Raw genomic sequence first — 26,192 nt, 5'->3', positions numbered from 1 at the left:
GGGCATCTCGATGTGACGTACATCGAGATGAGACCCGGTCAGCCCCCGTCCAGGGCGGGCGGCGGGGTCGGGGCGCCGGGCAGGCGGATCGTCGCGACCGTGCCGCCGCCCGGGGCCGGGCCCAGCGCCACGTCGCCGCCCGACTCCTGGACCGTACGCGCCACGATGGACAGGCCCAGGCCCGAGCCGGGGAGCGCGCGGGCGCTCGGGGAACGCCAGAAGCGGTCGAAGACGTGCGGGAGTTCGTCGGCGGCCACGCCGGGACCGTAATCCCGTACGGTCAGTTCGCCGCCTCTGAGCGCGACGTCGATCGCGCCGCCCTCGGGGCTGAACTTCACCGCGTTGTCGAGGATGTTCACGATCGCCCGTTCCAGCGCGGTGGGCTCCGCCCGGACGAACCACGGGTGCACGTCCGCCGTGATCGTCAGCTCCGGGCCGCGCAGCCGGGCCCGGCGCAGGGCCGACTCCACGGTGTCCTGCAGCGCCACCACCTGGACGCGGTCGGCCGGCGTGCCCGCGTCCGACCGCGACAGCGTCTGCAGGTCGCCGATGAGCGCGGCCAGTTCGGTCATCTGCGCCTTCACCGAGGCGAGCAGCGCCTTGCGGTCCGCCGGCGGGATGGGCCGGCCCGTCTCCTCACTGCGGGTGAGCAGCTCGATGTTCGTACGGAGGGAGGTGAGGGGGGTGCGCAGTTCGTGACCGGCATCGGCGATCAACTGCTGCTGCAGCTCACGGGAGCTGGCGAGGGAGGCGGTCATCGAGTTGAAGGAACGCGAGAGGCGGGCGATCTCGTCCTCGCTGTCGTCCCCGACGGGGATGCGGATGGTCAAGTCCTCGGTGCGGGCCACGTTCTCGACGGCTTCGGTGAGTTTGTCCACGGGACGCAGACCCGCCCGGGCGACCCAGAGACCGGCCGCTCCGGCGACCACCACTCCGATGCCGGACACGATGAGCAGGATCCAGGCCAGTGAGGACAGGGGTGCAGTGACGTCCTTCAAGGGCTTGGCGATGGAGACCGCGATGCCGTTCTGTACCTGTCCGGTCTTGCCGTCGAGGACCTGCTGGCTGTAGACGCGCATCTCGGCGCCGTTGTCGGCCGTGGCCGAGTGCGTGGCGCTATGGGCCGTGCCCTTGGCCACCTCCAGGTCGGCTGACTGTACCGGCACGGTCGGGTTGATCGGATTCGTGCAGGTGGAGCCGTCCGAGTAGAAGATCGTGACGATGGGGGAACTCGGTGGCTGCTGGAGATCCTGGGGTTCGGCGAGCTGACAGTTGCGCAGCATGCTCTGAAGCAGTGGCGGCGAGACCTGCGCGCTCTCCAGCTGCTCGTCGACCTGGTTGTAGAGCTGGTCCCGGACGATGAACCAGCACGTCACGGAGACCGCTGCCACGGCGAACGCGACCGCCGCCGCGGTGAGGAGCGACAACCGCGACCGGAGCGGCAGGGTCCGTACCAGCCGTACGAACCCTTTCACTCCGCCCCGCCCGACCGCAGCACGTACCCCACACCCCGCACCGTGTGCACGAGGCGCGGCTCGCCGCCCGCCTCCGTCTTGCGGCGGAGGTACATCACGTACACGTCCAGCGAGTTGGACGACGGCTCGAAGTCGAAGCCCCATACCGCCTTCAGGATCTGCTCCCGCGTGAGGACCTGGCGCGGGTGGGCCAGGAACATCTCCAGCAGGGTGAACTCCGTGCGCGTCAGCTCGACGGGCCGCCCGGCCCGCGTGACCTCACGGGTCGCGAGGTCCATGCGCAGGTCGCCGAAGGTGAGCGCGTCGTCCACCGGGGCGCCGACCGCGGCTGCGGCGTACGAACTGCGCCGCAGCAGCGCCCGTACCCGCGCGAACAGCTCGTCCAGTTCGAACGGCTTCACCAGGTAGTCGTCGGCGCCCGCGTCGAGTCCGGTGACCCGGTCGCCGACCGTGTCGCGGGCGGTGAGCATCAGGATCGGCGTCGTCGTGCCCGCGCCGCGCATCCGGCGGGCGGCGGTCAGGCCGTCCATCCGCGGCATCTGGATGTCGAGGACGACCAGGTCCGGCTGGTAGGCGATGGACTTCTCCAGCGCGTCCGCGCCGTCGACGGCCACCTGCGTGTCGTACCCCTCGAAGGCGAGACTGCGCTGGAGTGCTTCTCGCACGGCCGGCTCGTCGTCGACGATCAGGATGCGCTGGGGTTCACGGTCGCCTTCGGCGGGGCTCATCGCGGTCAGTTCCTCGGGTGCGGTGGGACGTGCTCGGGGCGCTTTCAGCCTCGCACGTTTCAGGGCTGTTCTCGTAGAGCCGGAGCCCGCCGGGAGGGCGGGGGGTCAGCCCCGTACGGTGCGGCGGGTGCGGGCCGTGGCGCCGCTGCGGCGCGCGGTGCCGCGCGGGGCCCGCGCGGTGGCCATCTCGGGTGCGCGCGGCGCCGGCGCGTGCAGCTCGCGGGCCACCGCGAGGGCCAGGGCGAGTCCGGCCGGATCGCCGCCGACGAGGGTGTGGGACACGGTCCTGATCTGCGGGATCTGCGGGATCTGCGGAATCTGCGTCACCTGCGTGCCCTGCTTGGTCTGCTCGGTCTGCATGACGACCTCCGGGGTCGGGGGCGGGTCGGTCGGGGGTGGCCCTGGGTCAGCTGTCGGAGCCGCCGGACCGCAGCGAGGCCAGGTCGGCCTTGACGGTGTTGACGGGGATGGCGAAGCCCAGGCCGACGCTGCCGGCGCTCGACGAGGACGAGGAGTCCGTGGCGGCCGAGTACATCGCGGAGTTGATGCCGATGATGTTGCCGTTCATGTCGATCAGCGCGCCGCCGGAGTTGCCCGGGTTGAGGGACGCGTCGGTCTGCAGCGCCTTGTACGTCGTCTTGGACGAGCCGGTGTCGCCGTTGAACTCCTGGCCGCCGAACTCGAACGGCCACTGACCGCTGCCGCCGCCTCCGCCGGGCTGCTGTTGCTGCTGGCCTTGGCTCTCGTCCGTGGAGACGGTGACGTCCCGGTCGAGTGCGGAGACGATCCCGCTGGTGACGGTGCCGGTCAGGCCCTCGGGGGAGCCGATCGCCACGACCTCGTCACCGACCTTGACGGCGTCGGAGTTGCCGAGCGTCGCGGGGGTGAGGCCCGACGGCGCGTTCTCCAGCTTGATCAGCGCGAGGTCCTTCTTGCTGTCGGTGCCGACGACGCTCGCGGTGTACGACTTGCCGTTGCTCAGCTGCACCTTGATCTGGGAGGCGCCCGAGATCACGTGGTTGTTGGTGATGATCTCGCCGCCGGTCGTGATGACCACGCCGGAACCGGTGGAGGAGCCCGCGTTCGAGGTCGCGCTGATCTCGACGATGCTCGGGCTGACGGCCTCGGCGACCCCGGCGACCGTGCCCTTCTTGCTCGTGGCCACGACGCTGGTGCTGGTCGCGCTGCCGGCCGCGGTGTCGCTGCCGGTCAGCTCCTGGAAGGCGTACGCGGTACCTCCGCCCACGGCCGCGGCGGCTATCGCCACGGCGGCGAGCAGGGCCAGCGGACCCTTGGCGCGCTTGCGGGGCACGGCGGGGGAGGCGGGCACCGGTTCCGTGAGGAGCGCGGTGGGGGCCCCGCCCCGCGCACCCGCGTCCGCGGCCGGAGCCGGCTGGTGCGCGGGCGGGGCCGGCCACTCCGGATTCACGGAGGAGGCCGTGGAGGAAGCGGGGTGGGCGGCCGGGTAGGAGGTCGTGGGGTGGGTGGAGGAGGCGGAAGGCTGCTCGTGCGACTGCTCGTACGGCTGTCCTGAGTACGCGGACTGCTGCTGGTCGCCCTGGGGGTACTCGCCGCTGCGGCGGAAGCTCTCGGTCATGAGTAAGACTCTGTCGCCCGACCATGAGAGCTCCCTGAGTGCTCCCTGAGAAGCCCGACAGAACCTCGTATGCCCGATATAAAGACGCCGGAGCCCGGGGATACCGCGGAAACGCAGGGGTGCCCTCGTCCACGTGGGCGCTCAGCCGCGCCTCACACCGCGGCCCACCGCCCTAACACCCGCAGCTGCGCCGCACCACCAACGAGGACGGGAACAGCTTCAGCCGCTCCCGCCGCGCACCCGCGACCCGCAGCCCGTCGTCGAGCACCAGGTCGACGGCCGCCCGGGCCATCGCGGACCGATCACTCGCGACCGTGGTCAGCGGCGGATCGGTCAACCCCGCTTCCTTGATGTCGTCGAACCCGGCGACGGCCAGCTCCCCCGGCACATCGATCCGCAGCTCCCGGGCCGCCCGCAGCACCCCGATCGCCTGGTCGTCCGTGGAACAGAAGATCGCCGGCGGCCGGTCCGGCCCGGCCAGCAGCCGGAGCCCCACCTGGTACGCGTCGTACCGGTTGTAGAGCGCCTCGAAGAGGCGGCCCTCGGTCGAGCGGCCCGCCTCGTGCATCGCCCGACGCCACCCCTCGACGTGGTCGGAGACCGGGTCGCCGACCGTGGGGGTCTCCGCGACACCGCCGAGACAGGCCACGTACGCGTACCCGTGCTCAAGGAGGTGCTGGGTGGCGAGATGCGCCCCGCCCACGTCGTCCGTGACGACCGCGACGTCGTCGATCGCCTCGGGCCGCTCGTGCAGCAGCACCACGCGGGCGTCCCACGCCTCTATCTCGGCGGCGGCCAGGTCGTTCAGCGCGTGGCTGACGAGGATGAGCCCCGAGACCCGCATACCGAGGAAGGCCCGCAGATAGTGGACCTCGCGCTCGCCGACGTAGTCGGAGTTGCCGACGAGCACCATTTTGCCGCGCTCGGACGCGGCCTGTTCGACCGCGTGCGCCATCTCCCCGAAGAAGGGCTGGCGCGCGTCCGGCACGATCAGGCCTATGAGGTCCGTCCGCCGGGACGCCATGGCCTGGGCGACCCGGTCCGGGCGGTAACTCAGCTCCTTGATGGCGGCGAGTACACGCTCGCGCGTGGCCGGGGCAACCGGCCGGGGTCCGTTGTTGATGACATAGCTGACGACGGCGGTGGAGGTACCCGCCAGTCGTGCCACGTCATCCCGAGTCACCTTGGCCACGCGCGGAGTCTACGCGGATGGACCTACCGCTGGGCAGGCCGTACGGCTTCTTCCTGGGCCTTCGCCGGGGCCGGCGCCGAGGCCTTCGCGGCACCGGCCGCGTCGAGGTGCGCCGTCTCGTCCGCATCCTCCGGCTTTGGCCGAACGGCCTTGGCCTTCGCCTCTCCCCCACTCTCGGCTTCGCTCGACCGGGAGGTGCCCCCAGCCGCCCGCTCCACCTTCTCGGGTGTGACGAATCGATAGCCGACGTTCCGGACGGTACCGATCAGCGACTCGTGCTCGGGGCCGAGCTTCGCGCGAAGGCGCCGTACGTGCACGTCGACGGTCCGCGTGCCCCCGAAGTAGTCGTAGCCCCAGACCTCCTGCAGCAGTTGGGCGCGGGTGAAGACGCGGCCCGGGTGCTGGGCGAGGTACTTGAGGAGCTCGAACTCCTTGAAGGTCAGGTCGAGGACCCGGCCCTTGAGCTTGGCGCTGTAGGTGGCCTCGTCCACGGAGAGGTCGCCGTTGCGGATCTCCATGGGGGAGTCGTCGTTGACGATCTGCTGGCGGCCCATGGCCAGCCGCAGCCGTGCCTCGACCTCCGCCGGACCCGCCGTGTCGAGCAGCACGTCGTCGATGCCCCAGTCGGCGGTGACGGCCGCGAGACCGCCCTCCGTCACGACGAGCACGAGTGGACAGCCGGGCCCGGTGGAGCGCAGCAGCTGACAGAGGCTGCGGACCTGCGGGAGGTCACGGCGGCCGTCGATGAGAATGACGTCGGCACCGGGGGTGTCGACGAGTGCGGGTCCCTCCGCCGGAGCCACGCGCACGTTGTGCAGCAGCAGGCCGAGGGCGGGAAGCACCTCCGTCGACGGCTGAAGGGCATTGGTGAGGAGCAGCAGAGAGCTCATCGCGCCCCACCTGCCTGGGTCGTCCTACGGTCACGCACGGTTCGCTCGCCCATAACGTCTGGTTCCTCCTCGGTCCCTGCGAGGACGTTTTCGGCACTGCTCAACGTCGTATACAGCGTTCGTATACAACGCTCCAGAAAGCGCAAAAGGACCCGGGGGCTTCGCTGCCCGAGTCCTCTGCCAAGGAGAATAGCCCACATGAGCCAAGGTCCGGCAGGTCATGTGACGCGATCTTTCATTCGTCCAGAACCTGAGACGGCGGGTGGATGTACGGAAAGTGCCGCCGAACGATCTTCCCGAGGGGTGCTGAGAAAGTTTCTGCGTACCGCCGACGGGGTGACGATCGACGCCGCGTACGAGCCCGGAACGAACACATCGGACACCTCCGGCCCATCTGACGCATCCGGTGGACTCGACGCGGCCGAACGCGGAACCGGCCTGGTCATCGTGGTCGCGCACGGCTTCACGGGCGATCTGGACCGTCCGCACGTCCGGCGGGCGGCCACGGCGTTCGCGCAGTACGCGGCCGTGGTCACGTTCTCCTTCCGCGGCCACGGCGCCTCCGGCGGACGCTCCACGGTCGGCGACCGCGAGGTGCTCGATCTGGCGGCGGCGGTGGAGTGGGCGAGAGAACTCGGTCACACCCGGGTGGCCACCGTCGGCTTCTCCATGGGCGGCTCGGTGGTGCTCCGGCACGCGGCCCTGCACCCGAAGAGCGAGCGGGAGCACGAGGGGCGCACGGGAGCGCATTCGGACGCGGTGGTTTCGGTCAGCGCACCCGCCCGCTGGTACTACCGGGGTACGGCCCCTATGCGGCGCCTGCACTGGCTGGTAACCCGCCCGATGGGCCGCGCGGTCGGCCGCTACGGTCTGCGAACCCGCATCTATCACCGCGAATGGGACCCGGTCCCGTCCTCACCGGTGGAGTCGGTTCCCCTCATCGCCCCCACGCCCCTCCTGATCGTCCACGGCGACCGCGACGGCTACTTTCCGCTGGACCATCCGCGGATGCTGGCCGCCGCGTCCGGCGGCCACGCGGACCTGTGGCTGGAGCGCGGCATGGGCCACGCGGAGAACGCGGCGGACGACCGGCTCCTGTCCCGCGTCGCGGAATGGGCCGCCGCGCACGCGGGTTAGTCGACAGGGCCTAGCCTGACGGGGTCCGTAACCCGTTTCCCGCACAGCTGACCGAAGATCGAGGAACCAGATGGCACAGGGCACAGTGCGTTACTGGGCCGCCGCCAAGGCCGCGGCAGGCGTCGCCGAGGAGCCGTACGAGGCGGAGACCCTCGCGCAGGCGCTGGACGCGGCACGCGCACGACACTCCGGCGAACTCGCCCGCGTCCTGCTGCGATGCTCGTTCCTCATCGACGGCGATCCCGTGGGTACCCGCGGACATGAGACGGTACGGCTGGCCGAGGGCGGCACGGTCGAGGTGCTCCCGCCGTTCGCAGGAGGGTGACGGGACGATGAGCGATCAGCCGTACGAGGGGCCCTACGAGGGTCCGTATCAGGGCCAAGGGCAGAACCAGGGCCAGGTCCCTTACGAGGGATACGACCCGTACCAGCAGCAAGTGCCGCAGGCGCAGCAGGGGCAACAGGCGCCGCAGGCCGGGTGGCCGGGGCAGCAGCAGTACGACGAGGCCGCCGCGCAGCAGCAGTACACCCAGCAGTGGGAGGGCCAGACCTGGGAGACGCAGGTCCAGCCGCCGCTCCGGTCGGCTGCTCCGGCGGCTCCGGCCGCTGACACGGCGTATCTGCCGCAGCAGGGTCCGGCGGAGGCGGCGTACGGGACGTACGGGGCGCAGCAGCAGCCGTACGGGGCTCAGTACGGGGTGGTCGGGCAGCCCATGCCCGGTCAGCAGGCTCCGGTCGGAGCGAACCCCGCGCCCGGCGCCGCGCTTGCGCCTGCTTCCGCGCCTGCTCCCGCTCCGGGCGGTGCCGACGGTTACGGTCCCGCGACCGTCACCGGCAACACCCGGGTCACCGACGCACAGCGTGCCCGCGCCGAGGGACGTTCGCCGATCATCGAGCCCGGCGCACAGCCGGCCGTGCTGACGGGGGTCCTCGGACTGCTGCTCGCCGGCGCGGCGGCGGTCGGGCAGTACGCGCTGGTCGTACCGCTGGTGATCCTGCAGGCGGTGACGGCGGCGGGCTGGTTCCGGCTCAACGGGATGTGGCCCGCGCGGCAGGGCATCGCGCTCGCCTTCGCGGGTGCGCTCACGGCGGACGTGGCCCTGCTCGTGGCCGGGCGCGAGAACGCCCCCGCCGCGATTCTCGGCACGCTCGGCGTGTGGGTCCTGCTGACCCTGGTTCTGCAGTTGCGCAGCCGTGCCGGGGCCGACGAGCGGATGCTCGGTCTGATGGCCACGGTCGTCTCGGCGGCGCTGGCGATCATCGCTACGGGGTATCTCGCGGCGGAGCCGGACGCGGTGGTCGTGGGCGGGGTGGCGGTCGCGGTGGCCGTGCTGGCCCGCGCCCTTCCGCTGCCGACGGCGGCGTCGGTCGTGGTGGCGGTGCTCGCGGCGGCGGGGGCGGGGGTCGCCATGGGCGGGGTCACGGATCTCGGTGCGGGCGGGGCTGTGCTCGGGGCCGGGGCGGGGGTGTGTGCGCTGGTCGGGCACCGGGTCGCGAGTTACGACTATCCGTCGAGGTTCGTGCACTTCACGGCGGGCGTGGCGCTGCCGCTCGCGGCGGCGGCCCCGGCGGTCTATCTGCTGGGCCGAGCCCTGATCTGACCTTTTTTCCTCTTTCCTCGCCCCCGCCGCCCCTACCCTTCCCGTCACTGCATGGGGCTGCGCCCCTCGCCCCCTGATCGCGCTCCGCGCTCGTCCTCAAACGCCGGACGGGCTGAAGATGCGCATCTTCAGCCCGTCCGGCTACATCTCAGCCCGTCCGGCGTTTGAGGACAAAGGGGGGCGAGGGGGCGCAGCCCCCATATGTGGTCGGGAACGGGTAGGGGCGGCGGGGGCGGGAAAAGGCCTGATCACGGCCACCCCCTGTCACAGCTGATCGACAACAGATCCGTCCCCCGGCCGGAGGCCCCCCGCCCGGGGTTACCCTCGCGTACAGAAGACCGGCCGAGGTGGGGGAACACGGAAACATGCGAGCATTGCGAATACTTCTGATCGTGACCATCGTCCTCGGCGGCCTCTTCGTCATCGCCGACCGCGTGGCCGTCGGCTTCGCCGAGGACGAGGCGGCGGACCGCCTCAAGGCCAACGAGAACCTCTCCACCACCCCGGACGTCTCGATCAAGGGCTTCCCCTTCCTCACCCAGGTGGCCGGCGGCGAACTGGACGAGGTGCAGGTCGGCATCAAGGACTACGAGGCCGACACGAGCGGCGCGGCGAACGGCACGGACGCCGACGTCCCCGCCAAGATCCGCATCGACAACCTCACCGCACAGATGCGCGGCGTCGCGTTCTCCGGCGACTACAGCTCCGCGAAGGCGGCCACCGCCACGGGCACGGCGACGATCTCGTACGCCGAGCTCCTGAAGGCGGCCAAGGCCGAGCCCGTGGACGTCGCGACCGGCGTCACCGCCCAGGTCGTCGGCCTCTCCGACGGCGGCAACGGCAAGATCAAGGTCGAGGTGGAGGCCACCGTGCTCGGCACGAAGCTGCCCCGCCCGGTCTCCGTGCTCAGCTCGGTCAGCGTCAAGGGCGACAACGTCATGGTGAACGCGGACTCCCTCCCCAACCTGGGCGTGCAGCTCGCCGAGGACAAGGTCCGTCTGATCACCGACTTCCAGCAGAAGATCGACGGCCTGCCGGGCGGCATCAAGCTCGACAAGGTGGAGGCGGCGGCCAAGGGCGTCGACATCAAGGTGAAGGGTTCGGACGTCAGCCTCGTCGGGTAGTAGGCACAACGGCCGACGACGTACCGGTCTCGCGGACGTACCGATCTCGCGGGGGAACCGCCGACCGTCCGAAAGGCGAGACGGAGCCGTCCGCACAGCAGATCGGCGGGCGGCGGGACCCGGGCCGTGCCCGTCCCGAGGACCCACAGGGCGCGCGAGGGCAGACCGCGCGCCCCTCGCATCCCACATCGCGGACGATCGCGTCTCAACATGCGACACGCCGGTGACATGTCCGGCTTTCCGTCCCTACGATCGACGGCATGACGCAACAGGCGGACCTCACGAAGCGGCGGGCAGTAGACCTGTGCCGCGTCGCCGCCATGCTCTGTCGCACCTTCTGAGCGGAAGCCCTCGTCCTTCCGCGCACCGGCCCCTCGACTCCTCTTGTCGGGGCCACCCCCGCGCCGCGTACGCCCGTGCGGCCCCGGCCGCAGAGCGCGTACCCGCACCCCAGCACCCCGCACCGACGCACAGCCCCGCCGTAACTGCCCCGGAGGAGAACGAGCATGAGCCGCAGTGACGTCCTGGTAGACGCCGACTGGGTCCAGGAGCACCTGGACGACCCGAACGTGGCCGTCGTCGAGGTCGACGAGGACACGTCCGCGTACGAGAAGAACCACATCAAGAACGCCATCCGGATCGACTGGACCAAGGACCTCCAGGACCCGGTCCGCCGTGACTTCATCGACCAGGAGGGCTTCGAGAAGCTCCTCTCCGGCAAGGGCATCGCCAACGACACCCTGGTCGTCCTCTACGGCGGCAACAACAACTGGTTCGCGTCCTACGCCTACTGGTACTTCAAGCTCTACGGCCACGAGAACGTGAAGCTCCTCGACGGCGGCCGCAAGAAGTGGGAGCTCGACTCCCGCGACCTCGTCGACGGTTCGCAGGTCCCCGAGCGCCCCACGACCGAATACAAGGCCAAGCCGCAGAACAAAGCGATCCGCGCCTTCCGTGACGACGTCGTCGCCGCGATCGGCTCGCAGAACATCGTCGACGTCCGTTCGCCCGACGAGTTCTCCGGCAAGCTGCTCGCCCCCGCGCACCTGCCGCAGGAGCAGTCGCAGCGCCCCGGCCACGTGCCGTCCTCGCGCAACATCCCGTGGTCGAAGAACGCCAACGACGACGGCACCTTCAAGTCGGACGACGAGCTCAAGGCCCTCTACGAGGACGAGCAGGTCGACCTGTCGAAGGACACCATCGCCCTGTGCCGCATCGGTGAGCGTTCCGCGCTCACCTGGTTCGTGCTGCACGAGCTGCTCGGCGTCGAGAACGTCAAGAACTACGACGGCTCGTGGACCGAGTACGGCTCCCTCGTCGGTGTGCCGATCGAGCTCGGCGCCAACAAGTAACCCTCCGGGCCGCCCCTCACGGCCACCAGGACTCAAGGACGGAAACGAAACATGTGTGGAGCGAAGGCCGGCGGCCCCGACGCCTCGACGATCAAGCCCGGTGAGACCACCATCCAGGGTCAGGTGACCAAGGACGGCGAGCCGGTGGTGGGCTACGTCCGCCTGCTGGACTCGACGGGCGAGTTCACCGCCGAGGTCCCGACCTCGGCGACCGGACAGTTCCGGTTCTACGCGGCCGAGGGCACCTGGACCGTTCGCGCCCTCGTGCCGGGCGGCACGGCCGACCGTACGGTCGTCGCCCAGACGGGCGGCCTGGCCGAGGTGGCCATCGCCGTCTGAACTCCGAACCACTTGAACCGTCCGGCGGTTCGCACCGTATGAACGGCCGAAGGGCCGCACCCCCGGGGGTTGGACGCTTTCCGGTACGGGGTGTGGCCCTTCGGCTTGTCCCGCTTGCCCGGAACCGGCTTACCCTGGACGTATGTATGCGCGAAGGCGGCACGTCTACTTCGCCATGATGGGGACGTGCATCGGGTTGTTCGTGCTGGCCTGGGGAGTCGTGCGGCTCTGGTCGGTCCCCGTGGCCGTCGGCATGTGCGTCGTGGCGATGGTGATCCCGCCGCTCGCCGCGATGACGGCCAACCGCCGGGGCCCCGACGACCGCTGGTGGGACGACCCCTCGGGCGACCACAGGTCCGACGAGTGGTGGGACGAGCTGGACGGGAAGAAGCGCCGCCGGTAGGCCCGGTTGCCGCTGACGGCGGCACTCCTCAGTAGACGAGTGCCTGCGCGTCGTCCGCCAGGGCCTCCTGCACGAAGACCTGCGCGCCCGCGATCCGTACGCCGTCGAGGACGTCCTTCTCGGAGATGTCACGGCGGGCCGCGCACTGCGTGCACAGGGTGAGACGGCCGCCGGCCAGGATCGAGTCGAGCAGGTCGGGGAGCGGGGCCGCGTGCGGGAGCTCGAACTCGGCGGCGCGGCCGGGCAGCGCGAACCACGCGGACTCCCCGGTGAGCCAGAGCGAGACGTCCACCCCGCTGGCCACCGCGACCGCGGCCACCGTGAAGGCCTGCGAGCAGCGTTCCGGGGCGTCGGCCCCTGCCGTCACCTTGATCACGAGCTTCTTCGCCATGGCCGAATCGTAATCAACTCCGCTGCAACCCGGGGAGTGGGTCAGGGGTCTCCTGTGCGCGCGGATACGGAATCCGCCTTTCGCGTTCTGTGGGGGACGACGTCTTGGAAGTACCCGAAAGACCCGAAGTACCCGAAGTACCTGAAGTACCTGAAAGACCTGAAGCGTTTGCAGGAACAGAAGCGCCGGGTTCCGGTCCGGTGGCGGCGCGGGTGCGCCGACGGGGGCGTACGACGCTCCTGATTGCCACGGCCGCCGTGCTCGGGACGATCGCCGGCACCTGCGCCGGCTACCTGGTCCAGGCCGACCGCGAGCCCACCAGGCTGCCGTCGCTCTCGCAGCCGGTCGTCGAGCAGGCCAAGGGCAAGGGCCCCGAGCCGCTGTCGGCCGCGCAGGACCGCCGGGTGAAGGTCGACGGCGACCTGCGCAAGCTGCTGGTCGAGCGGCCGAAGGGGGCCGGGGACGGCGCCTACGCGACCGACGACGAGGGCGAGTGGATGACGCTCGCCGAGTACGCCGACTCGTACACGAAGCCCGGCGACGCCTTCCGCAACCTCGTCGGTGACGAGTTCCGGCGGGCGGCCGTCACCACCTGGAGCGAGAGCGGTACGCGCGACGTCGAGGTCCGCCTCGTGCAGTACCGCCAGGAGGAGAAGACCGCCGCGGCCGGTAACGCCGAAGGCCAGCACTACTGGGCCGAGGACCTGGGCGACAACCACAGCTGGTCCGTTCCCGGTACGGGGGACGGCATGGCGTACGTCCATGACGAGCCCCAGCGGGTGGCGGGCTACCAGCCGCTGTACTCGGCCCAGGCACACGCCTGGCGCGGCGACATCGCCATGGAGATCTGGATCTACGACACGAAGCCGGTCCCCAAGAAGACGATCATGGACCTGGCCGAGCGGCAGATGGAGCGGCTGTGAACGAGAACCCCGCCGGACCGGACGCCCCCGCGCCCGCACCCGAGGCCGCACCCACGCCTACGCCCGAGACCGCGTCCACGCCTGTGCCCGAGACCGTGTCCACGGAGACACGCGAGGCCGCGTCCACGGAGACGCCCGTGGCGCCCCGGCGGCGCATGCGGCCCGCGCGGGTCGTCGCCGGTGTCGCGGTCGGCGCGCTGCTCGTCGCCGTCGTCGGTGGTGTCGGGTTCACCGCCGTGGCCGTCGACGGCGCCGACCGTGACGCCGGCGCCCCGGTGTGGCGGTTCCCGAAGAAGTCGGCGGACGACGGAGAGCCGAAGGAGGCGGCGGCCGGCGCCAAGAGCGGCCTTGCCGGCCTGCTCGTGCCCTACGAGACCGACCCCGACGCCGACGGCTTCACCCGGGGCCCCGACATCGACGAGTTCGGCTCCGACTCCCGGTTCAGCGGCCGGCAGGCCACCGAACTGCGCAAGCAGTCGATCCGCGACCTGCCCCGCTCCCAGCGGCTGCGCCTGGAGAAGCAGATCGACAAGCAGCACATCCAGGGCATGGCGATGCGCAGCTACGTCAGCCCGTCCGACAGCCTCGACCACAACGGCAAGGTCTTCACGGTCGACATCGTGCTGTCCCAGATGGACAAGAAGACCGTGCGCGACCTCGCCACCTTCCAGAACGAGTTCCTCGACGCCCTGGAGATCTTCCGCAAGGGCCCGAAGATCGAGGGCCACAGGAACGCCCAGTGCTTCCTGCCGCCGAAGGACGCCGAGGAGAAGCTCGACCTGATGGTCTGCTCCGCCTACAAGGGCGACGTGCTGGTCAGCGCCACCGCTTACGGGGTCAAGCCACTCAACACCAAGGGAGTCGCGGTGTTCCTGCGCGAACAGCTCGACCGCATCGCCGAACCGGGGGAGGCGGTATGACCGAGCTGATCGACCACCAGGCCTCCCAGCCACCCCCGCCACCTCTGCCCGAAGCGCCGCCCTCCCCGCCCGAGGCGCAGACGCAGCCGCAGCCGCAGCCGGAGACGCAGACACAGCGGGAGACGCAGACACAGCCTGAGGTGAAGGCGAAGAAGGACCGGCGCGTACTGCGCGCCGCCCTGCGCTGGACCGCCGCCGTCGCGGTCTTCGCGGCTCTCGGCACGGCATCCGCGTACGGCGTCACCCGGCTGGACCGCACCGACGTACCCGGCCTGGAGACCGCGTCGGACGGACGCTGGGACTACCCGGAGATCAGTCGGCCGCCCCTGCCCGCGGGCAGCCCGGGCCCCTTCGCCGAGTCGAACAGGGCCGGAGTCCACCACGCCGACCTGCGCGAACTCGTACTCCCGGCACCCAAGGGCGCGAAGGCCGACCCGGTGCTGCGCGGCGAGGACGGCTGGCTCCCGACGAAGACCTTCCTGGCGGAGTACGTCAAGGACGACCGAGAGCCCTTCGGGCAGCTGCTCACCGACAACGGCCTGCGGCACATCACGGCACGCGGCTGGACCACACCGGACGGCACCCGCACCCGGATCTACCTGTTGCGGTTCTCCACGGCCGCCGTCGCGGACGAACTGTTCGCCGGCAAGCTCACCTCGTACGACATTCCCCGCTACGAGCTGCGCGGGAGTCCGGAGACGGCCGACGGCGACGACGGGTTCCCGGTGACCTCCGTGGTCGACGGCGTCGAGCGCGTCATCGGCGACGAGGCGAAGCCGTACGGCGCCGAGCACGTACGGCAGGCGTATCTGGGGGCGGCCGACACCGTCGCCGTGATCGTGCAGTCCCGCAAGGGCACCGCGAAGAAGGTCCCGTTCCAGCAGACCGTGGTCCTGCAGAGCCAGCTCCTGGGCTGACCGGCGGACCTCGGAGAGAGAGCCGGTCCCCGCCCGACTAGAGTGGGGACCGGCTCTGTACCGCCCACCACCGCGTCACCCGAGGAGCACCCCGTGCTTGAGTACTTCTTCGAAGCTCTGCTGGTCCTGGTCTGTGTCGGCGTTCTCGCCTTCACCGGGCTCGCCGTGAAGAAGCTGTACCAGGGCCAGCGCTGACCCCCATCAAGGAACTGCCGACCTCATGATCGAGATCCCGTCCGACCTGCACAAGGACCTCGTCCCCCTCGTCTTCCTGCTCGGTGAGTGGACCGGCGCGGGTGTTCACGACTTCCCCGGCGCCGAGAAGTGCAACTTCGGCCAGGAGGTCAGCTTCACCCACGACGGCCGGGACTTCCTCGAATACCACTCGCACACCTGGGTCCTCGACTCCGAGGGCAACAAGGTGCGCCCGCTGGAGTCCGAGTCGGGCTTCTGGCGCATCGACAAGGACCGCAAGGTCGAGGTCGTGATGGTCCGCGACGACGGCGTGGTGGAGATCTGGTACGGCGACCTGGCCGCCAAGAAGCCGCAGATCGACCTGGTCACGGACGCGGTGGCGCGCACGGCCGCCTCGGGCCCGTACAACGGCGGCAAGCGTCTGTACGGCTATGTGAAGAGCGACCTCATGTGGGTCGGCGAGAAGCAGACCCCCGAGGTCCCGCTCCGCCCGTACATGTCGGCGCAGCTCAAGAAGGTCGTCAGCCCCGACGACGTGGAGCGCTGGGCGAAGGCTCTCCCGGACGACATGCCGGACGACGGCATCGCCTTCTTCAAGTAGTCCTAGACTTCCGGTGTGGTGAGCACTGGAAGCAGCACCGAAGGCACGGGCGCGGACACGACGGGTGCGGGCGCCGACTGGAAGAGCGATCTGCGGCAGCGTGGCTACCGGCTCACGCCTCAGCGGCAGCTCGTGCTCGAAGCGGTGGACACCCTGGAGCACGCGACTCCCGACGACATCCTCGTGGAAGTGCGGAAGACGGCGTCGGGGGTCAACATCTCCACGGTGTACCGCACCCTTGAGCTCCTGGAGGAGCTCAAGCTGGTCTCGCACGCGCATCTGGGTCACGGCGCGCCCACGTACCACCTCGCGGACCGGCACCATCACCTCCACCTCGTCTGCCGTGACTGCACGAACGTCATCGAGGCGGACGTCGAGGTGGCCGCCGACTTCACGGCCAAGCTGCGCGAGACCTTCGGCTTCGTCACCGACATGAAGCACTTCGCGATCTTCGGCCGCTGCGAAGAGTGCGCGGCGAAGGCCGGTACCGGTACCGATACGGGTAGCGGTGCCCGTACCGATACGGGCACGCGCACCGGTACGGGCCCCGCCGGGAAATAAAATCGGCCGGTACCGGGTCGTAGGCTGTGTGGATATGAAGAGCCCTCTGCTGTCCCTGCCCGGTGCCGTTCCCGCCGAGGGAGTGGACGAAGGCGTAGCCGCCCACTACGGCGACCTGTTCCGCGAGCAGCGTGCCCTCGCCGACGGCACCGGTTTCGTGGACCTCTCGCACCGCGGGGTGGTCGCCGTCACCGGTTCGGACCGGCTGAGCTGGCTGCATCTGCTGCTCACCCAGCACGTCAGCGATCTCCCGGCGGGCCGGGCCACCGAGGCGCTGATCCTCTCCGCGAACGGCCATGTCGAGCACGCGCTGTATCTCGTCGACGACGGCACGACGACCTGGGCGCACGTCGAGCCCGGCACGCAGGACGCGCTGATCGCGTACCTGGAGTCGATGAAGTTCTTCTACCGGGTCGAGGTCGCCGACCGCACCGGAGACCTCGCGGTCGTGCATCTGCCCGCCGGTTCCATCGCCGAGGTCCCCGAGGGTGTCGTCGTCCGCGAGACCTCGTACGGGCGGGATCTCTTCCTGCCGCGCGCGGACCTGGAGTCCTTCGCCGGGGACGGGACCGCGGGTGCGGCCGGGCCCGCCGTCGGGCTGCTCGCCTACGAGGCCCTGCGCGTCGAGCAGCACCGGCCGCGGCTCGGTTTCGAGACCGATCACCGGACCATCCCGCACGAGCTGGGCTGGATCGGCAGCGCGGTCCATCTGCAGAAGGGCTGCTACCGCGGCCAGGAGACCGTCGCCCGCGTCCAGAACCTGGGCAAGCCGCCGCGCAGGCTCGTCTTCCTGCACCTGGACGGCAGCGAGGTCCATCTGCCGCCGCACGGCACGGAGCTGCGCCTCGCGGACGAGGGCGCGGAGGGCCGCAAGATCGGTTTCATCACGACGTCCGTACGCCACCACGAGCTGGGCCCGATCGCCCTGGCCCTCGTCAAGCGGAACGTGCCCCTCGACGCCCGGCTGACGGCCGACGAGACGGCCGCCGCCCAGGAGGTCGTGGTCGAGCCGTAGGCCGACCGGGCTTCACACGACAGTCATCACACGACAGTCATCACACGACTGTCTTCACACGACTGTCATCACATGTCGATCAGTAGCGTGAACGGGCCGTCGTTCGTCAGTGAGACGCGCATCTTCGCGCCGAACCTGCCCGTGGCCACCGTCGCGCCCAGCGAACGGAGTTGGGCCACGACCTCGTCCACGAGGGGCTCGGCCACGTCGCCGGGGGCCGCCGCGTTCCAGGTGGGGCGCCGCCCCTTGCGGGCGTCCCCGTAGAGGGTGAACTGGCTGATGACGAGCAGCGGCGCGTCCAGGTCGGAGCACGATTTCTCGTCGGACAGCATCCGTACGGACCAGAGTTTGCGGGCCAGTTGGGCCGCCTTCTCCTTCGTGTCCTCGTGGGTCACCCCGACGAGGACGCACAGTCCCTCGCCGTCGATCTCCCCGACCGTCTCACCGTCCACGACGACGCTCGCGCCGTCCACCCTCTGCACCACCGCACGCATGGGATCCATCATGCCGTGCGCCCGGCCTGCCTCCGTACGGGGGCTTTCTTATTGATCCTTAACAGTCCATCTGGGGCCGATCGGGGGCACTCGGTCACATAGCGGCCACTTGGGGTGGCACGATGCTCACACGCGCCGGTCGAGGGGACGGTTGAGGCACATGAGCACACCGAGTACGGGGCAGTCACCCGGGTTCGTATCGCTGATCCGGGGGGAGCCGCCGTCGTTGTCGCCGCCGTTGGTCCCAGCGGTGCGTCCGCCCACTCAGCGAAGGGTCAGTCCGATGCCGGAGACCGCGCCCCCCGCACCCGAACTGGGCGTCCTGCGCCTGACCGAACTGCGCGGCCTGCGCAGGGACGCGCAGCGGGACGAGGCCGATCTGAGTTACGTACGGCGGCTGTTGCAGGGGCGGATCGACATCCTGCGGGCCGAGGTGGGACGGCGTACGGAAGCGCCCCGGCAGGACCGGGACGACGGCCGCGGGCTGCCGGCCCTCGGTGAGGCGTCGGTCGTCGCGCGGCTGTCGGAGATCCTGACGGACGGACCCGCCCGGCACCGCTCCTCGGCGCGGCACGTGACCGTGGGGACGCCGTACAGCGAGGAGTACCGGCTGCTGGCCGCCGAGATGCTCTCCGAGGTCGAGCTGTCCGATCTGGAGGCGCGTACGGATCTTGAGCTGAGCGCCGCGATGGGGCGGCTCGTGCGCTACGAGCAGCAGGTGTCGCGGCGTCGGCAGCAGTTGCAGCGGACCGCGGACGACTGCAGCGCGGAGATCGCCCGCCGATACCGCGAGGGCGAGGCCCAGGTCGACGACCTGCTCCTGTAGCTGGTGGCCGGTAGCTGGTGGCCGGTAGCTGGTGGCCGGTAGCTGGTGGCCGGTAGCCGGTAGCCGGTAGCCGGCAGCCGGCGCGGAAATCCGGACGACAGTTCCGGGCCGGATGCCTAGCGTGAGCGCATGAGTCCGCACCAGCACATCGATGTACGCGCCATCCGTGACGACGGGTTCCCGGAGTGGATCCGTGCGATGAACACCGGGTTCCTGCGACCGCCCAGCGTGTCGGAGGCCGAGATCGAGGACCGTCGCACCTACCTCGTGCCCGAACGGACGGTGGGGGCCTTCGACGGCGAGCGGTGCGTGGGGACCTTCCGGTCGTTCGAGCAGGAGATCACGGCGGTGGGCGGCGCCGCCGTGCGGGCCGACGCGATCACGAACGTGACCGTGACCTCGACGCACCGCAGGCGGGGCATCCTGACGCGGATGATGAACCGGGAACTGGCCGCCGCCGAGGAGCGCGGGGATGTCGTGGCGACGCTGATCGCCGCGGAGTACCCGATCTACGGACGGTACGGGTTCGGGGCGGCCACGACGACCGCCGAGTGGACGATCGACGTCCCGCGGGCGGGGCTCGATCCCCGCCTGGCCGGCCCCGACGGCGGCGGCCGGGTCGATCTGGTGGACGGCGACGACGTACGCAAGGCCGGGCCGGAGCTGTACGAGCGCTTCCGGCGGGCGCAGCCGGGCGCGGTCGACCGCAATGAGCGGTGGTGGCGGATCGCCACCGGTGCGCTGGTGCTGGACCGGGTCCCGTCGACCGACCCCTTCCACGCCGTGTACCGCGGTGCGGGGGGAGAGGTCGAGGGCCTGCTCTCGTACACCGTGGACGACCACTGGGGGGACGCGAAGCAGCCGCTCCAGACCGCGAAGGTCACGGACCTGATCGCCGTCACGCCGGCCGCCGAGCGCGCTCTGTGGCGCTACGTCTGCTCGATCGACTGGGTCACGCGGGTCAGGACGGGCCGGCGGGCACCGGACGATCTGCTGCCGCATCTGCTGCCGGACCCGCGCGCGGCGGCGATCACCTCGCAGGCCGACTGGCTGTGGGTACGCATCCTGGACGTCGTGGCGGCCCTGGAGGCGCGGACGTACGGGGCGGCCGGCGCGCTGGTCCTGGAGGTGACCGACGGGCAGGGGATGGCCGGGGGGCGGTACCGGCTGGATGCCTCGCCCGAGGGCGCCGACTGTGTCCGGACCACCGAAACCGCCGAACTGACCTTGGGTGTGGGGGAGTTGGCGGAGCTGTGGCTCGGGGGTGAGTCCGCGGTGCGGCTCGTGGCGCTGGGCCGGGTCCGGGAAGAACGAGCGGGCGCCGCCCTGGTGGCCGACGCCCTGCTGCGTACGTCCAGGCGACCGTGGTGCCCGGACATCTTCTGATCCCCTTCTTTCTCTTCTTCTGCTTCCTCTTCTTCTGCTGTTTCCTCTGCTGCTGTTTCTGCTTCTGTTTCCTTCCTTCTGCTGTCGTGCTGTTCATCCGTAGCGATTCAGTTGTTGTGCGGTGGTGCGGTGGTGCGGTGGTGCGGGCCGACCGGGCTCCCGGCTCCCCTCCGGAAGGGAACCCGGTCGACCGGACTGACGGGCGGTGCGGCCCCGTCAGCCGGACTGGGCGAGCAGCATCACGAGGATCAGGGCCCCGATGCCGCCGATCATTGAGTTCTTGGCCTTGATACCGATGGCGAGGGCGGCGAAGGCGACGACGCCCATCACTCCGTACTTCACCTGGATCAGTTGCTCCAGGCCGATGGCGAGGGCGGCGACGAGGATGGCGATGAGCGGCATGCGGTCCCTCCTTCGGGACGGGGAGGCGGACCCCCGCCGGGACCGATCCACCTGATCGCCTGCTGCGACTCTGGCGGCCAACCCCCCGGAAGCCTGACCATGTTGCTCAAGTTGGTGACCAACTTCAATGAAGTTATCTCCACTTGGATGCGTCTCATAACCACCTTCTCGTTAACTGCCCAAAGATGGCGCGAAGTTGTAGTGTTTGGCCGTGGACCCGGAACATGCCGCCGTCAACGGGCGGAAGAGGGCACAACGGCCACAGATGTCACACCGAGAGGTGGCCGACGCGCTGCGCAGCCGGATCGTGTCGGGCGAGCTGCGGGCGGGAGAACGCATGCCCACCCAGGCCAGGCTGGCCGACGAGTTCGGAGTCGAGCGCGGGACCGTACGGCAGGCGCTGCGCATCCTGCAGTCGGAGAGCCTGCTGGCCAATGTCTCCAAGGGGAGCCCGGCGACCGTCGCGGACGGCGTGGAGAAGGGCCTGACCGGGCCGGCGGCTCCACCGCGGACCACCATGGTGGCGCTGGCCCCGCGCATCACGGCCGCCTTCTCGGCACCCCACGTGGAAGTAGACGCTCTGTGTCTTACGGCTGTCTCCCTGACGCTCGCGATGGGCGAACCGCTGCGTCTCATCCACGAGGGCCGATTGAAACCGGCCAGGATCGACGTCCGCGTGCTCCTGCCGTCCCGTGACATCGACCTCGCCTTTCCGTCGGCGGTGGACGCGACGGAGGACAACGAGCGGGTGCAGCGGCGGTGGCTGGCCCAGCGCAACGCACAGGGCCAGGTCCTCAAGCACAACCTGCTGGCGTTGCGGGCGACGCACGGCATCGACGTACACATCATGTTCAGGGCCCTGCCGTTCACCCCGCCGGTGAAGTTGTACCTGCTCAACGAGGCGGAGGCGCTCTTCGCCTACTACACGCTGTCGCGGCGGGGGGCGGAGATCGAGAGTGAGTACCTGGAGACGTACGACGCCGAGGGGACCCAGTCGACGCTGTTCGCCTTCGAGCAGGGGGAGGGGCTGCGGGCCACGACGTTCGTGGAGCAGTCGCATCTGTGGTTCAACGCGCTGTGGGAGACCATCAGCTCGGAGCTGGTGCTCACGTCATAGGGCCGGGCCCGCGAACATCAGCGCCAGGACGACGGCCCCGATCGAGCTGCAGGTGGGGCTCTTCATCTTGAGACCCACCGTGAGCAGTAGCAGGCCGACGGCGCCGCTGGGGCCGTACTGCCATTCGACGAACTGCTCGAATCCGACGACGAGGAGGGCGGAGAAAAGGGCTAGGGCGGGCATGGTGGATCCTCCTTCGGGTCTTGCGCGGGCGGGCGGGCGGCCGTGCGGGCGAGCAGTTGAGCCGTTGAGCGGTCGAGCGGGAGGAGTGCGATGGCGCTGCGGTGAGGTGGAGAACCTTCCCAGTTGCCAACTATGTGCGAGAGGAGGGAGAACTTCCGCCATCTTCGCCAAGTTGGCAACCAACTGTGCTTAACTTATCCCCAGTTGGTGCCTATCTCAAAACAAGTTTCAAACAACTCCCCTTAGATGGGGCAAAGTTGTAGCGTTTGGTCGTGACCCAGGAGAACGTGGCAGTGAACGGCAGCAGAAGGCTCTCGCCGCAGGAGATCGCCGACATCCTGCGGGACCGCATCCGCGCGGGCGACCTGCGCGCCGGCGACCGCCTGCCCACCCAGGCCGAGCTGGCCGAGGAGTTCGGCGTGGAGCGCGGCACGGTCCGCCAGGCCCTGCGCGCGCTCCAGGACGACGGCCTGCTCAGCAACGTCAGCAAGGGCAGCCCGCCCCGGATCGCCGAGGTCACCCACCCGCGGGACGAACCCCAGCCGACGATGGTCGCCCTCGCGCCGCGGCTGGTGGAGGCGTTCGCCGCGCAGCACGTACGGATCGACGTCGTCTGCCACACGGCGGAGACGCTGATGCTGGCCATCGGCGATCCGGTCCGCCGGATCCACGAGGGCAGCCTGCGCCCCGAGTCGCTCGACGTCCGCATCCTGGTGCCGTCCCGGGAGATCACCCTCGCCTTCCCCGTCTCCGTCGACAGCGACGCCGACGACGACCCGGTCCACCAGCGCTGGCTGGACATGCGCAACGCCCAGGGGCACGTCCTGCGGCACAACCTCCGCTCCCTGCGCTCCTCGCACGGCATCGACGTGAAGGTCACGTTCCGCGCGCTGCCGTTCACCCCGCCCGTGAAGCTCTACCTCCTCAACGGCCAGGAGGCGCTGATCGGTTACTACGTCCTGACCCGGCGGGAGGAGCCGTACGAGAGCCAGACCCTGGAGATGTACGACGCCCTCGGCTCCGAATCCCTCCTCTTCTCCTTCCTGACAAGGTCGGGCCAGCGCGACGCCGCGTTCGTGGAGGAGTCCCAGAAGTGGTTCGACGGGCTCTGGGAAACCATCACCACGGACCTGACACTCTCCTAGTGACTACCGATACGCAGCAGACTGGTCCGGTGACAGCAGAGACAGAGAACCTCTACTCGTTGATCGAGCAAGCCCGTTTCGTCCTTTTCGACTTCGACGGGCCGATCTGCCGGCTCTTCGCGGGGCACTCGGCGGAGGACGTGGCCAAGGACCTCGTGAGATGGCTCGAGCAGCAGGGCCTGCGTGAACTCCTCACAGAGAAGGAGCGTGTCCATCCCGACCCGATGGCGGTCCTGTACGCGGTCAACCGCCGTCATCCACACAGTGATCTCGTGGTCGAACTGGAGGACCGCCTCACCCAGCAGGAACTCAAAGCGGCGCCCTCCGCTTGGCCTACTGAATTCGCCGACCCGCTGGTCCGGACCTGGAGTGCGATCGGCGTGCGGTTGGCGGTGGCGACCAACAACTCACCCCTTACAGCGGCCGCTTATCTGGAAGGCCGGGGTCTGACCGACTGCTTCATGCCCAACATCTACGGACGCACGCACGACTTGGAGCAGCTCAAGCCGCACCCGCACTGCCTCAACCGGGCCATGAACGCCCTCGGTGCCGCCCCGCGGTCCACCCTCATGATCGGTGACGCACCCTCGGACCACCGGGCCGCGGAAAGGGCGGGCGTCCAGTTCCTCGGCTACGCGCGTAACAGTCAGAAAGAGAAACTGCTGCGGGATGCCGGAGCCGAGCACGTGGTGGGTTCGCTGGAGCTGGTGCTACGGGCCTTGAGGGGTCAGGCCTGAAGCTGGAGCGTCAGCAGGAAGAAGAGGGCGTCCTGGTCCGGCTCTGTTCGGAATCTGCTCGCGGAGTGACTTCGCCCGACCGGGAGGGGCCGATGCGGGGTGCCCCACATCCTCGGAGCCATGTTCGACGTTTACCTCATTGAGACGAACACGGCGCGACAGACGTATTCAACGACGTTTAGGGTCAGCGCAACCACAGTTACAGGAGTTGCCCGTGGGTACACCTCGGATTCCCACGCGTGCTCAGCGTGAACCAAATGTCACTGATGCCGACTATGACGATTTCGTGGAACAGGCGAAGCAAGTCGGCGTGATGAGTGGCGGCCACCACAACCAAAATTATGTGCTGCCCCTGACTGAGGCGATGGCGCAGGGCGTGAGGCGTGAGCCGGGGACGAAAGTGACCGTCCGGATCCGTCGGCCCGAAGTCGTTCCGGTGGTCATCAGGACCTGGGAGCGGGAGTCGGAGATCCTTGCCGCCATCGGTGGCGTTTTGCCGCACGTACCGCAGTGTCTGGCCCAGCGGCCCGGTTCGGCCGTCCACAGCTATGTGGAAGGTGTCCCGCTCTCCACAGTGTGTCCGAACGGCAAGCCGGTCGACAGCATGCTGATCGGTGCTTTGGCTGAGCTGCTGGCGCAGATGTCCCAGGTACGCAGGGAAGCACTACCTTCACTGCCCGCTGGCTGGCCAGCCAATGACAAGGACGGTCAGGCTTTTCTGCGCAAGCTGGCGCATCTTGCCGACCGGCAGATCCGGCAGCCCAATTGGTCTGCCTTCGGAGGCCTGTTCGCCGCACTTGGCATCCCTGAGGACGCCCTGGTTCGCCTGGCGGAGCGCACCCCCGCCATGGTCCGTCGTCCTTCCAGCCTGTGCCACGCGGACCTCCACCGGGACAACGTGATCGTCACGTATCTGGGTGATCCGCCACTGATCTGTGTGGACTGGGAACTCGCGACCTACGGTGACCCCCTGCACGACCTGGCTACGCATCTGGTCCGTATGCGGTATCCGGATTTCCAGTGGGACGAGGTCGTCGAATCCTGGGCGGTGGCCATGCAGGCCGCCCGGCCCATGGCCGCGAACGGCCTCTCCAAAGACCTCCGCCACTACGTGGCTTTCGAACGCGCGCAATCCGTCTATCCGGATGTGATGCGGGCAGCGAGATCGCTGGAGTACTCGCTCGACCAGAACCGTCTGGACCAGGCCACCGCGTCGGTCACCGGGGCTCTCCGAGCCGCGGCCGGACCGCTCAGGCTCCGTCGCGTGCCGGACGAGGCGGAGGTCGAACGAGTTCTCGTCCGATGGCAGGCATCCCGACACGATCGTCGTCCGGGCGGCCACAGCACGAACACGGTCCACAGCTGGACGCCGGACGAACGAGTCCCCGAGCGCCCCGACTTTCCCCGTTCGTCCGTACTCGACGCCCTGATCGCCGAAGGCGCGGCACCGGCGGATCGTGTGTTCAAGGGGACGGTTCATCTCAACTCGGTGGTGCGGGTGCCGGGCGTCGATTTCCCGGTCATGGTGCGACGCAAGGTGGCGTCGGTCTGTCGCCGTGAACGCGGATACCTGAGCGAGCACGTCGTCCTCGGGGCCATCGAACGATCCGGGATCGCCGTGACGGCGCCAAGGGTCCTTGCTTTGGGCGAAAGCCATACCAGGGATCCTTTCGCCATCCATACCTATGAGGGTGCGGGTGACGGCAGCCAGCCGCCCAGCCACCCGGTGAACGGTCTCCTGCCTCACGAGGCGGACGGTCTCGTCGACCAGATCTGCGCGCTCACCAGGGTTGACCTGCCGTCGGTGGATCCGGCGGCCACGGAGTTGGCCCAGGAGGGGTACTTCTACGAGTGGCTCCGCGACCAACTCGTCGCTCTTGTACACAGCTTGCCCAAGGAGTCCCAGCAACTGGCGAGGGTACTGGGGCTGCCGGACGCGAACCGGTTGGGGCAGATCTTGTCCCGGCACCAGGTCACACCTCGTTCGCCATCTCTGCTGCACGGCGACCTGAACCCCTGGAATCTCGTGCGCCGGGACGACGCGTATGCGCTGACCATCATTGACTGGGAAATGGCGCTGGTCGGTGACCCTCTGTACGACATGGTCCGGCACATGCATCTCACACCGAACCGGCCCGAGATCCGCGACCGAATGTTTCTGCGCTGGAGCAGCGCGCTCCCCGCCACCCACACGAAGGACTGGAAGCGGGATTGGCATCTCTACCGCTGGATCGAGAACATCCGCTCCGCCTACGTGGATCTCGACCGCATGGTCACGGGTGCCAGCCTCGACGCCCCCAATGTCAGCCGTGCGGTGAACTCGTACGGGATGACGTTGCGGGCCGCGAAGGGCTCGCTCGGACTGCCCCCGCATGAACTGTCGAACCCCTACCTTGTCCGTGCGCTGCCGAATGGGGACCATGGCATCACCAGACAGGTGGGGTTGTCCGCCGGTCCTTGAACCAGTGCATCGGACTGGCCGGCCTCAGAAGAGAAGGGCTGGCCATGTCCGGTGTACGGGGCGGTCCTGCGGCGCGAGGT

Annotated in this window: 31 protein-coding genes; 20 read left to right on the top strand and 11 right to left on the bottom strand. The window is 69.5% G+C overall.

Translation table 11 applies throughout. The annotated features are described in order from the left end of the window. Positions 1 to 38 precede the first annotated feature (38 nt). From K3769_RS21065 to K3769_RS21040, 6 genes are all read right to left on the bottom strand, one after another. Entirely contained in the window at positions 39 to 1,475 is a 1,437-nt protein-coding gene (locus K3769_RS21065) for a sensor histidine kinase (RefSeq protein WP_267027950.1), read from the bottom strand. Beyond that, the gene (locus K3769_RS21060) at positions 1,472 to 2,203 is read right to left on the bottom strand and encodes a response regulator transcription factor (protein WP_267027949.1); all 732 of its coding nucleotides are present in this window, start codon (positions 2,201 to 2,203) and stop codon (positions 1,472 to 1,474) included. Before K3769_RS21060 ends, K3769_RS21065 begins: the two co-directional genes overlap by 4 nt. A gap of 105 nt (positions 2,204 to 2,308) precedes the next feature. Further along, entirely contained in the window at positions 2,309 to 2,563 is a 255-nt protein-coding gene (locus K3769_RS21055) for a hypothetical protein (protein ID WP_282567520.1), read from the bottom strand. 46 nt (positions 2,564 to 2,609) lie between these two features. Continuing rightward, on the bottom strand, positions 2,610 to 3,800 hold the full coding sequence (locus K3769_RS21050) for a S1C family serine protease (RefSeq protein ID WP_267027948.1): 1,191 nt from the start codon (positions 3,798 to 3,800) through the stop codon (positions 2,610 to 2,612). Between the two features lie 172 nt (positions 3,801 to 3,972). Continuing rightward, on the bottom strand, positions 3,973 to 4,992 hold the full coding sequence (locus K3769_RS21045) for a LacI family DNA-binding transcriptional regulator (RefSeq protein ID WP_267027947.1): 1,020 nt from the start codon (positions 4,990 to 4,992) through the stop codon (positions 3,973 to 3,975). 23 nt (positions 4,993 to 5,015) lie between these two features. Then, positions 5,016 to 5,882: a response regulator transcription factor gene (locus K3769_RS21040; protein ID WP_267027946.1), complete on the bottom strand. Its 867-nt coding sequence runs from the start codon at positions 5,880 to 5,882 to the stop codon at positions 5,016 to 5,018. A gap of 198 nt (positions 5,883 to 6,080) precedes the next feature. On the opposite strand from K3769_RS21040, the gene K3769_RS21035 reads away from it, so the two are divergent. From K3769_RS21035 to K3769_RS21005, 8 genes are all read left to right on the top strand, one after another. Further along, positions 6,081 to 7,019 carry an alpha/beta hydrolase family protein gene (locus K3769_RS21035; protein WP_267027945.1) on the top strand — a complete coding sequence of 313 codons (939 nt, stop codon included), beginning with the start codon at positions 6,081 to 6,083 and terminating at the stop codon, positions 7,017 to 7,019. A 70-nt stretch (positions 7,020 to 7,089) separates the two neighbouring features. Beyond that, positions 7,090 to 7,344 (top strand): MoaD/ThiS family protein, encoded by a 255-nt coding sequence (locus K3769_RS21030; RefSeq protein WP_267027944.1) that lies wholly within the window; start codon positions 7,090 to 7,092, stop codon positions 7,342 to 7,344. Positions 7,345 to 7,351: 7 nt separating this feature from the next. Next, complete coding sequence (locus K3769_RS21025) at positions 7,352 to 8,620, top strand: hypothetical protein (protein ID WP_267027943.1); 1,269 nt, start codon at positions 7,352 to 7,354, stop codon at positions 8,618 to 8,620. Positions 8,621 to 8,985: 365 nt separating this feature from the next. Further along, positions 8,986 to 9,744 carry an LmeA family phospholipid-binding protein gene (locus tag K3769_RS21020; protein ID WP_267027942.1) on the top strand — a complete coding sequence of 253 codons (759 nt, stop codon included), beginning with the start codon at positions 8,986 to 8,988 and terminating at the stop codon, positions 9,742 to 9,744. Positions 9,745 to 10,004: 260 nt separating this feature from the next. Next, positions 10,005 to 10,085: an Ms5788A family Cys-rich leader peptide gene (locus K3769_RS41160; protein ID WP_356537092.1), complete on the top strand. Its 81-nt coding sequence runs from the start codon at positions 10,005 to 10,007 to the stop codon at positions 10,083 to 10,085. A 165-nt stretch (positions 10,086 to 10,250) separates the two neighbouring features. Continuing rightward, on the top strand, positions 10,251 to 11,096 hold the full coding sequence (locus K3769_RS21015) for a sulfurtransferase (protein ID WP_267027941.1): 846 nt from the start codon (positions 10,251 to 10,253) through the stop codon (positions 11,094 to 11,096). A gap of 51 nt (positions 11,097 to 11,147) precedes the next feature. After that, positions 11,148 to 11,435 carry a DUF1416 domain-containing protein gene (locus tag K3769_RS21010; protein ID WP_033324392.1) on the top strand — a complete coding sequence of 96 codons (288 nt, stop codon included), beginning with the start codon at positions 11,148 to 11,150 and terminating at the stop codon, positions 11,433 to 11,435. A 142-nt stretch (positions 11,436 to 11,577) separates the two neighbouring features. Then, positions 11,578 to 11,838 (top strand): DUF3099 domain-containing protein, encoded by a 261-nt coding sequence (locus K3769_RS21005; protein ID WP_267027940.1) that lies wholly within the window; start codon positions 11,578 to 11,580, stop codon positions 11,836 to 11,838. Positions 11,839 to 11,866: 28 nt separating this feature from the next. On the opposite strand, the gene K3769_RS21000 is transcribed toward K3769_RS21005, so the two are convergent. After that, a complete protein-coding gene (locus tag K3769_RS21000) occupies positions 11,867 to 12,229 on the bottom strand; it encodes a DsrE family protein (RefSeq protein ID WP_267027939.1) in 363 nt (120 codons plus the stop codon). A 200-nt stretch (positions 12,230 to 12,429) separates the two neighbouring features. Here K3769_RS21000 and K3769_RS20995 point away from each other — a divergent pair, with 200 nt between their 5' ends. From K3769_RS20995 to ygfZ, 6 genes are all read left to right on the top strand, one after another. Then, complete coding sequence (locus tag K3769_RS20995; RefSeq protein ID WP_267027938.1) at positions 12,430 to 13,152, top strand: hypothetical protein; 723 nt, start codon at positions 12,430 to 12,432, stop codon at positions 13,150 to 13,152. Next, the gene (locus tag K3769_RS20990; RefSeq protein WP_267027937.1) at positions 13,149 to 14,072 is read left to right on the top strand and encodes a hypothetical protein; all 924 of its coding nucleotides are present in this window, start codon (positions 13,149 to 13,151) and stop codon (positions 14,070 to 14,072) included. Before K3769_RS20995 ends, K3769_RS20990 begins: the two co-directional genes overlap by 4 nt. After that, positions 14,069 to 14,989: a hypothetical protein gene (locus K3769_RS20985; RefSeq protein ID WP_267027936.1), complete on the top strand. Its 921-nt coding sequence runs from the start codon at positions 14,069 to 14,071 to the stop codon at positions 14,987 to 14,989. Before K3769_RS20990 ends, K3769_RS20985 begins: the two co-directional genes overlap by 4 nt. A gap of 220 nt (positions 14,990 to 15,209) precedes the next feature. Continuing rightward, on the top strand, positions 15,210 to 15,785 hold the full coding sequence (locus K3769_RS20980; RefSeq protein WP_107015264.1) for a heme-binding beta-barrel domain-containing protein: 576 nt from the start codon (positions 15,210 to 15,212) through the stop codon (positions 15,783 to 15,785). A 15-nt stretch (positions 15,786 to 15,800) separates the two neighbouring features. Further along, positions 15,801 to 16,346, top strand: a complete 546-nt coding sequence (locus tag K3769_RS20975) for a Fur family transcriptional regulator (protein ID WP_267027935.1) — start codon at positions 15,801 to 15,803, stop codon at positions 16,344 to 16,346. A 34-nt stretch (positions 16,347 to 16,380) separates the two neighbouring features. Beyond that, positions 16,381 to 17,361: a CAF17-like 4Fe-4S cluster assembly/insertion protein YgfZ gene (gene ygfZ / locus K3769_RS20970; RefSeq protein ID WP_267027934.1), complete on the top strand. Its 981-nt coding sequence runs from the start codon at positions 16,381 to 16,383 to the stop codon at positions 17,359 to 17,361. Positions 17,362 to 17,429: 68 nt separating this feature from the next. Here ygfZ and dtd read toward each other — a convergent pair whose 3' ends face one another. Then, on the bottom strand, positions 17,430 to 17,855 hold the full coding sequence (gene dtd / locus K3769_RS20965) for a D-aminoacyl-tRNA deacylase (RefSeq protein ID WP_267027933.1): 426 nt from the start codon (positions 17,853 to 17,855) through the stop codon (positions 17,430 to 17,432). A gap of 126 nt (positions 17,856 to 17,981) precedes the next feature. Continuing rightward, a complete protein-coding gene (locus K3769_RS40940) occupies positions 17,982 to 18,119 on the bottom strand; it encodes a hypothetical protein (protein ID WP_267027932.1) in 138 nt (45 codons plus the stop codon). 19 nt (positions 18,120 to 18,138) lie between these two features. Between K3769_RS40940 and K3769_RS20955 the strand changes: the two genes are divergently transcribed. Beyond that, positions 18,139 to 18,681 carry an RsiG family protein gene (locus K3769_RS20955; RefSeq protein WP_267027931.1) on the top strand — a complete coding sequence of 181 codons (543 nt, stop codon included), beginning with the start codon at positions 18,139 to 18,141 and terminating at the stop codon, positions 18,679 to 18,681. 129 nt (positions 18,682 to 18,810) lie between these two features. Continuing rightward, entirely contained in the window at positions 18,811 to 20,067 is a 1,257-nt protein-coding gene (locus K3769_RS20950; protein ID WP_267027930.1) for a GNAT family N-acetyltransferase, read from the top strand. A 216-nt stretch (positions 20,068 to 20,283) separates the two neighbouring features. On the opposite strand, the gene K3769_RS20945 is transcribed toward K3769_RS20950, so the two are convergent. Continuing rightward, positions 20,284 to 20,469 (bottom strand): hypothetical protein, encoded by a 186-nt coding sequence (locus tag K3769_RS20945; RefSeq protein WP_267027929.1) that lies wholly within the window; start codon positions 20,467 to 20,469, stop codon positions 20,284 to 20,286. A gap of 265 nt (positions 20,470 to 20,734) precedes the next feature. On the opposite strand from K3769_RS20945, the gene K3769_RS20940 reads away from it, so the two are divergent. Further along, positions 20,735 to 21,586 (top strand): winged helix-turn-helix domain-containing protein, encoded by an 852-nt coding sequence (locus tag K3769_RS20940; protein ID WP_372514996.1) that lies wholly within the window; start codon positions 20,735 to 20,737, stop codon positions 21,584 to 21,586. Here the strand turns inward: K3769_RS20940 and K3769_RS20935 are convergent. Continuing rightward, positions 21,581 to 21,769 carry a hypothetical protein gene (locus K3769_RS20935; protein WP_267027927.1) on the bottom strand — a complete coding sequence of 63 codons (189 nt, stop codon included), beginning with the start codon at positions 21,767 to 21,769 and terminating at the stop codon, positions 21,581 to 21,583. The genes K3769_RS20940 and K3769_RS20935 overlap by 6 nt on opposite strands. Positions 21,770 to 22,035: 266 nt before the next feature. Here K3769_RS20935 and K3769_RS20930 point away from each other — a divergent pair, with 266 nt between their 5' ends. From K3769_RS20930 to K3769_RS20920, 3 genes are all read left to right on the top strand, one after another. Further along, positions 22,036 to 22,914, top strand: a complete 879-nt coding sequence (locus tag K3769_RS20930) for a GntR family transcriptional regulator (RefSeq protein WP_267027926.1) — start codon at positions 22,036 to 22,038, stop codon at positions 22,912 to 22,914. Positions 22,915 to 22,943: 29 nt separating this feature from the next. Next, the gene (locus tag K3769_RS20925; RefSeq protein ID WP_398567229.1) at positions 22,944 to 23,651 is read left to right on the top strand and encodes an HAD family hydrolase; all 708 of its coding nucleotides are present in this window, start codon (positions 22,944 to 22,946) and stop codon (positions 23,649 to 23,651) included. Positions 23,652 to 23,964: 313 nt separating this feature from the next. Further along, the gene (locus K3769_RS20920; RefSeq protein ID WP_267031475.1) at positions 23,965 to 26,112 is read left to right on the top strand and encodes an aminoglycoside phosphotransferase family protein; all 2,148 of its coding nucleotides are present in this window, start codon (positions 23,965 to 23,967) and stop codon (positions 26,110 to 26,112) included. The last annotated feature ends 80 nt before the right edge of the window (positions 26,113 to 26,192 follow it).

The organism is Streptomyces ortus, from assembly GCF_026341275.1.
In the GTDB taxonomy this organism is placed as follows: Bacteria; Actinomycetota; Actinomycetes; order Streptomycetales; family Streptomycetaceae; genus Streptomyces; species Streptomyces ortus.
This window is presented reverse-complemented; position numbering and strand designations above follow the sequence as displayed.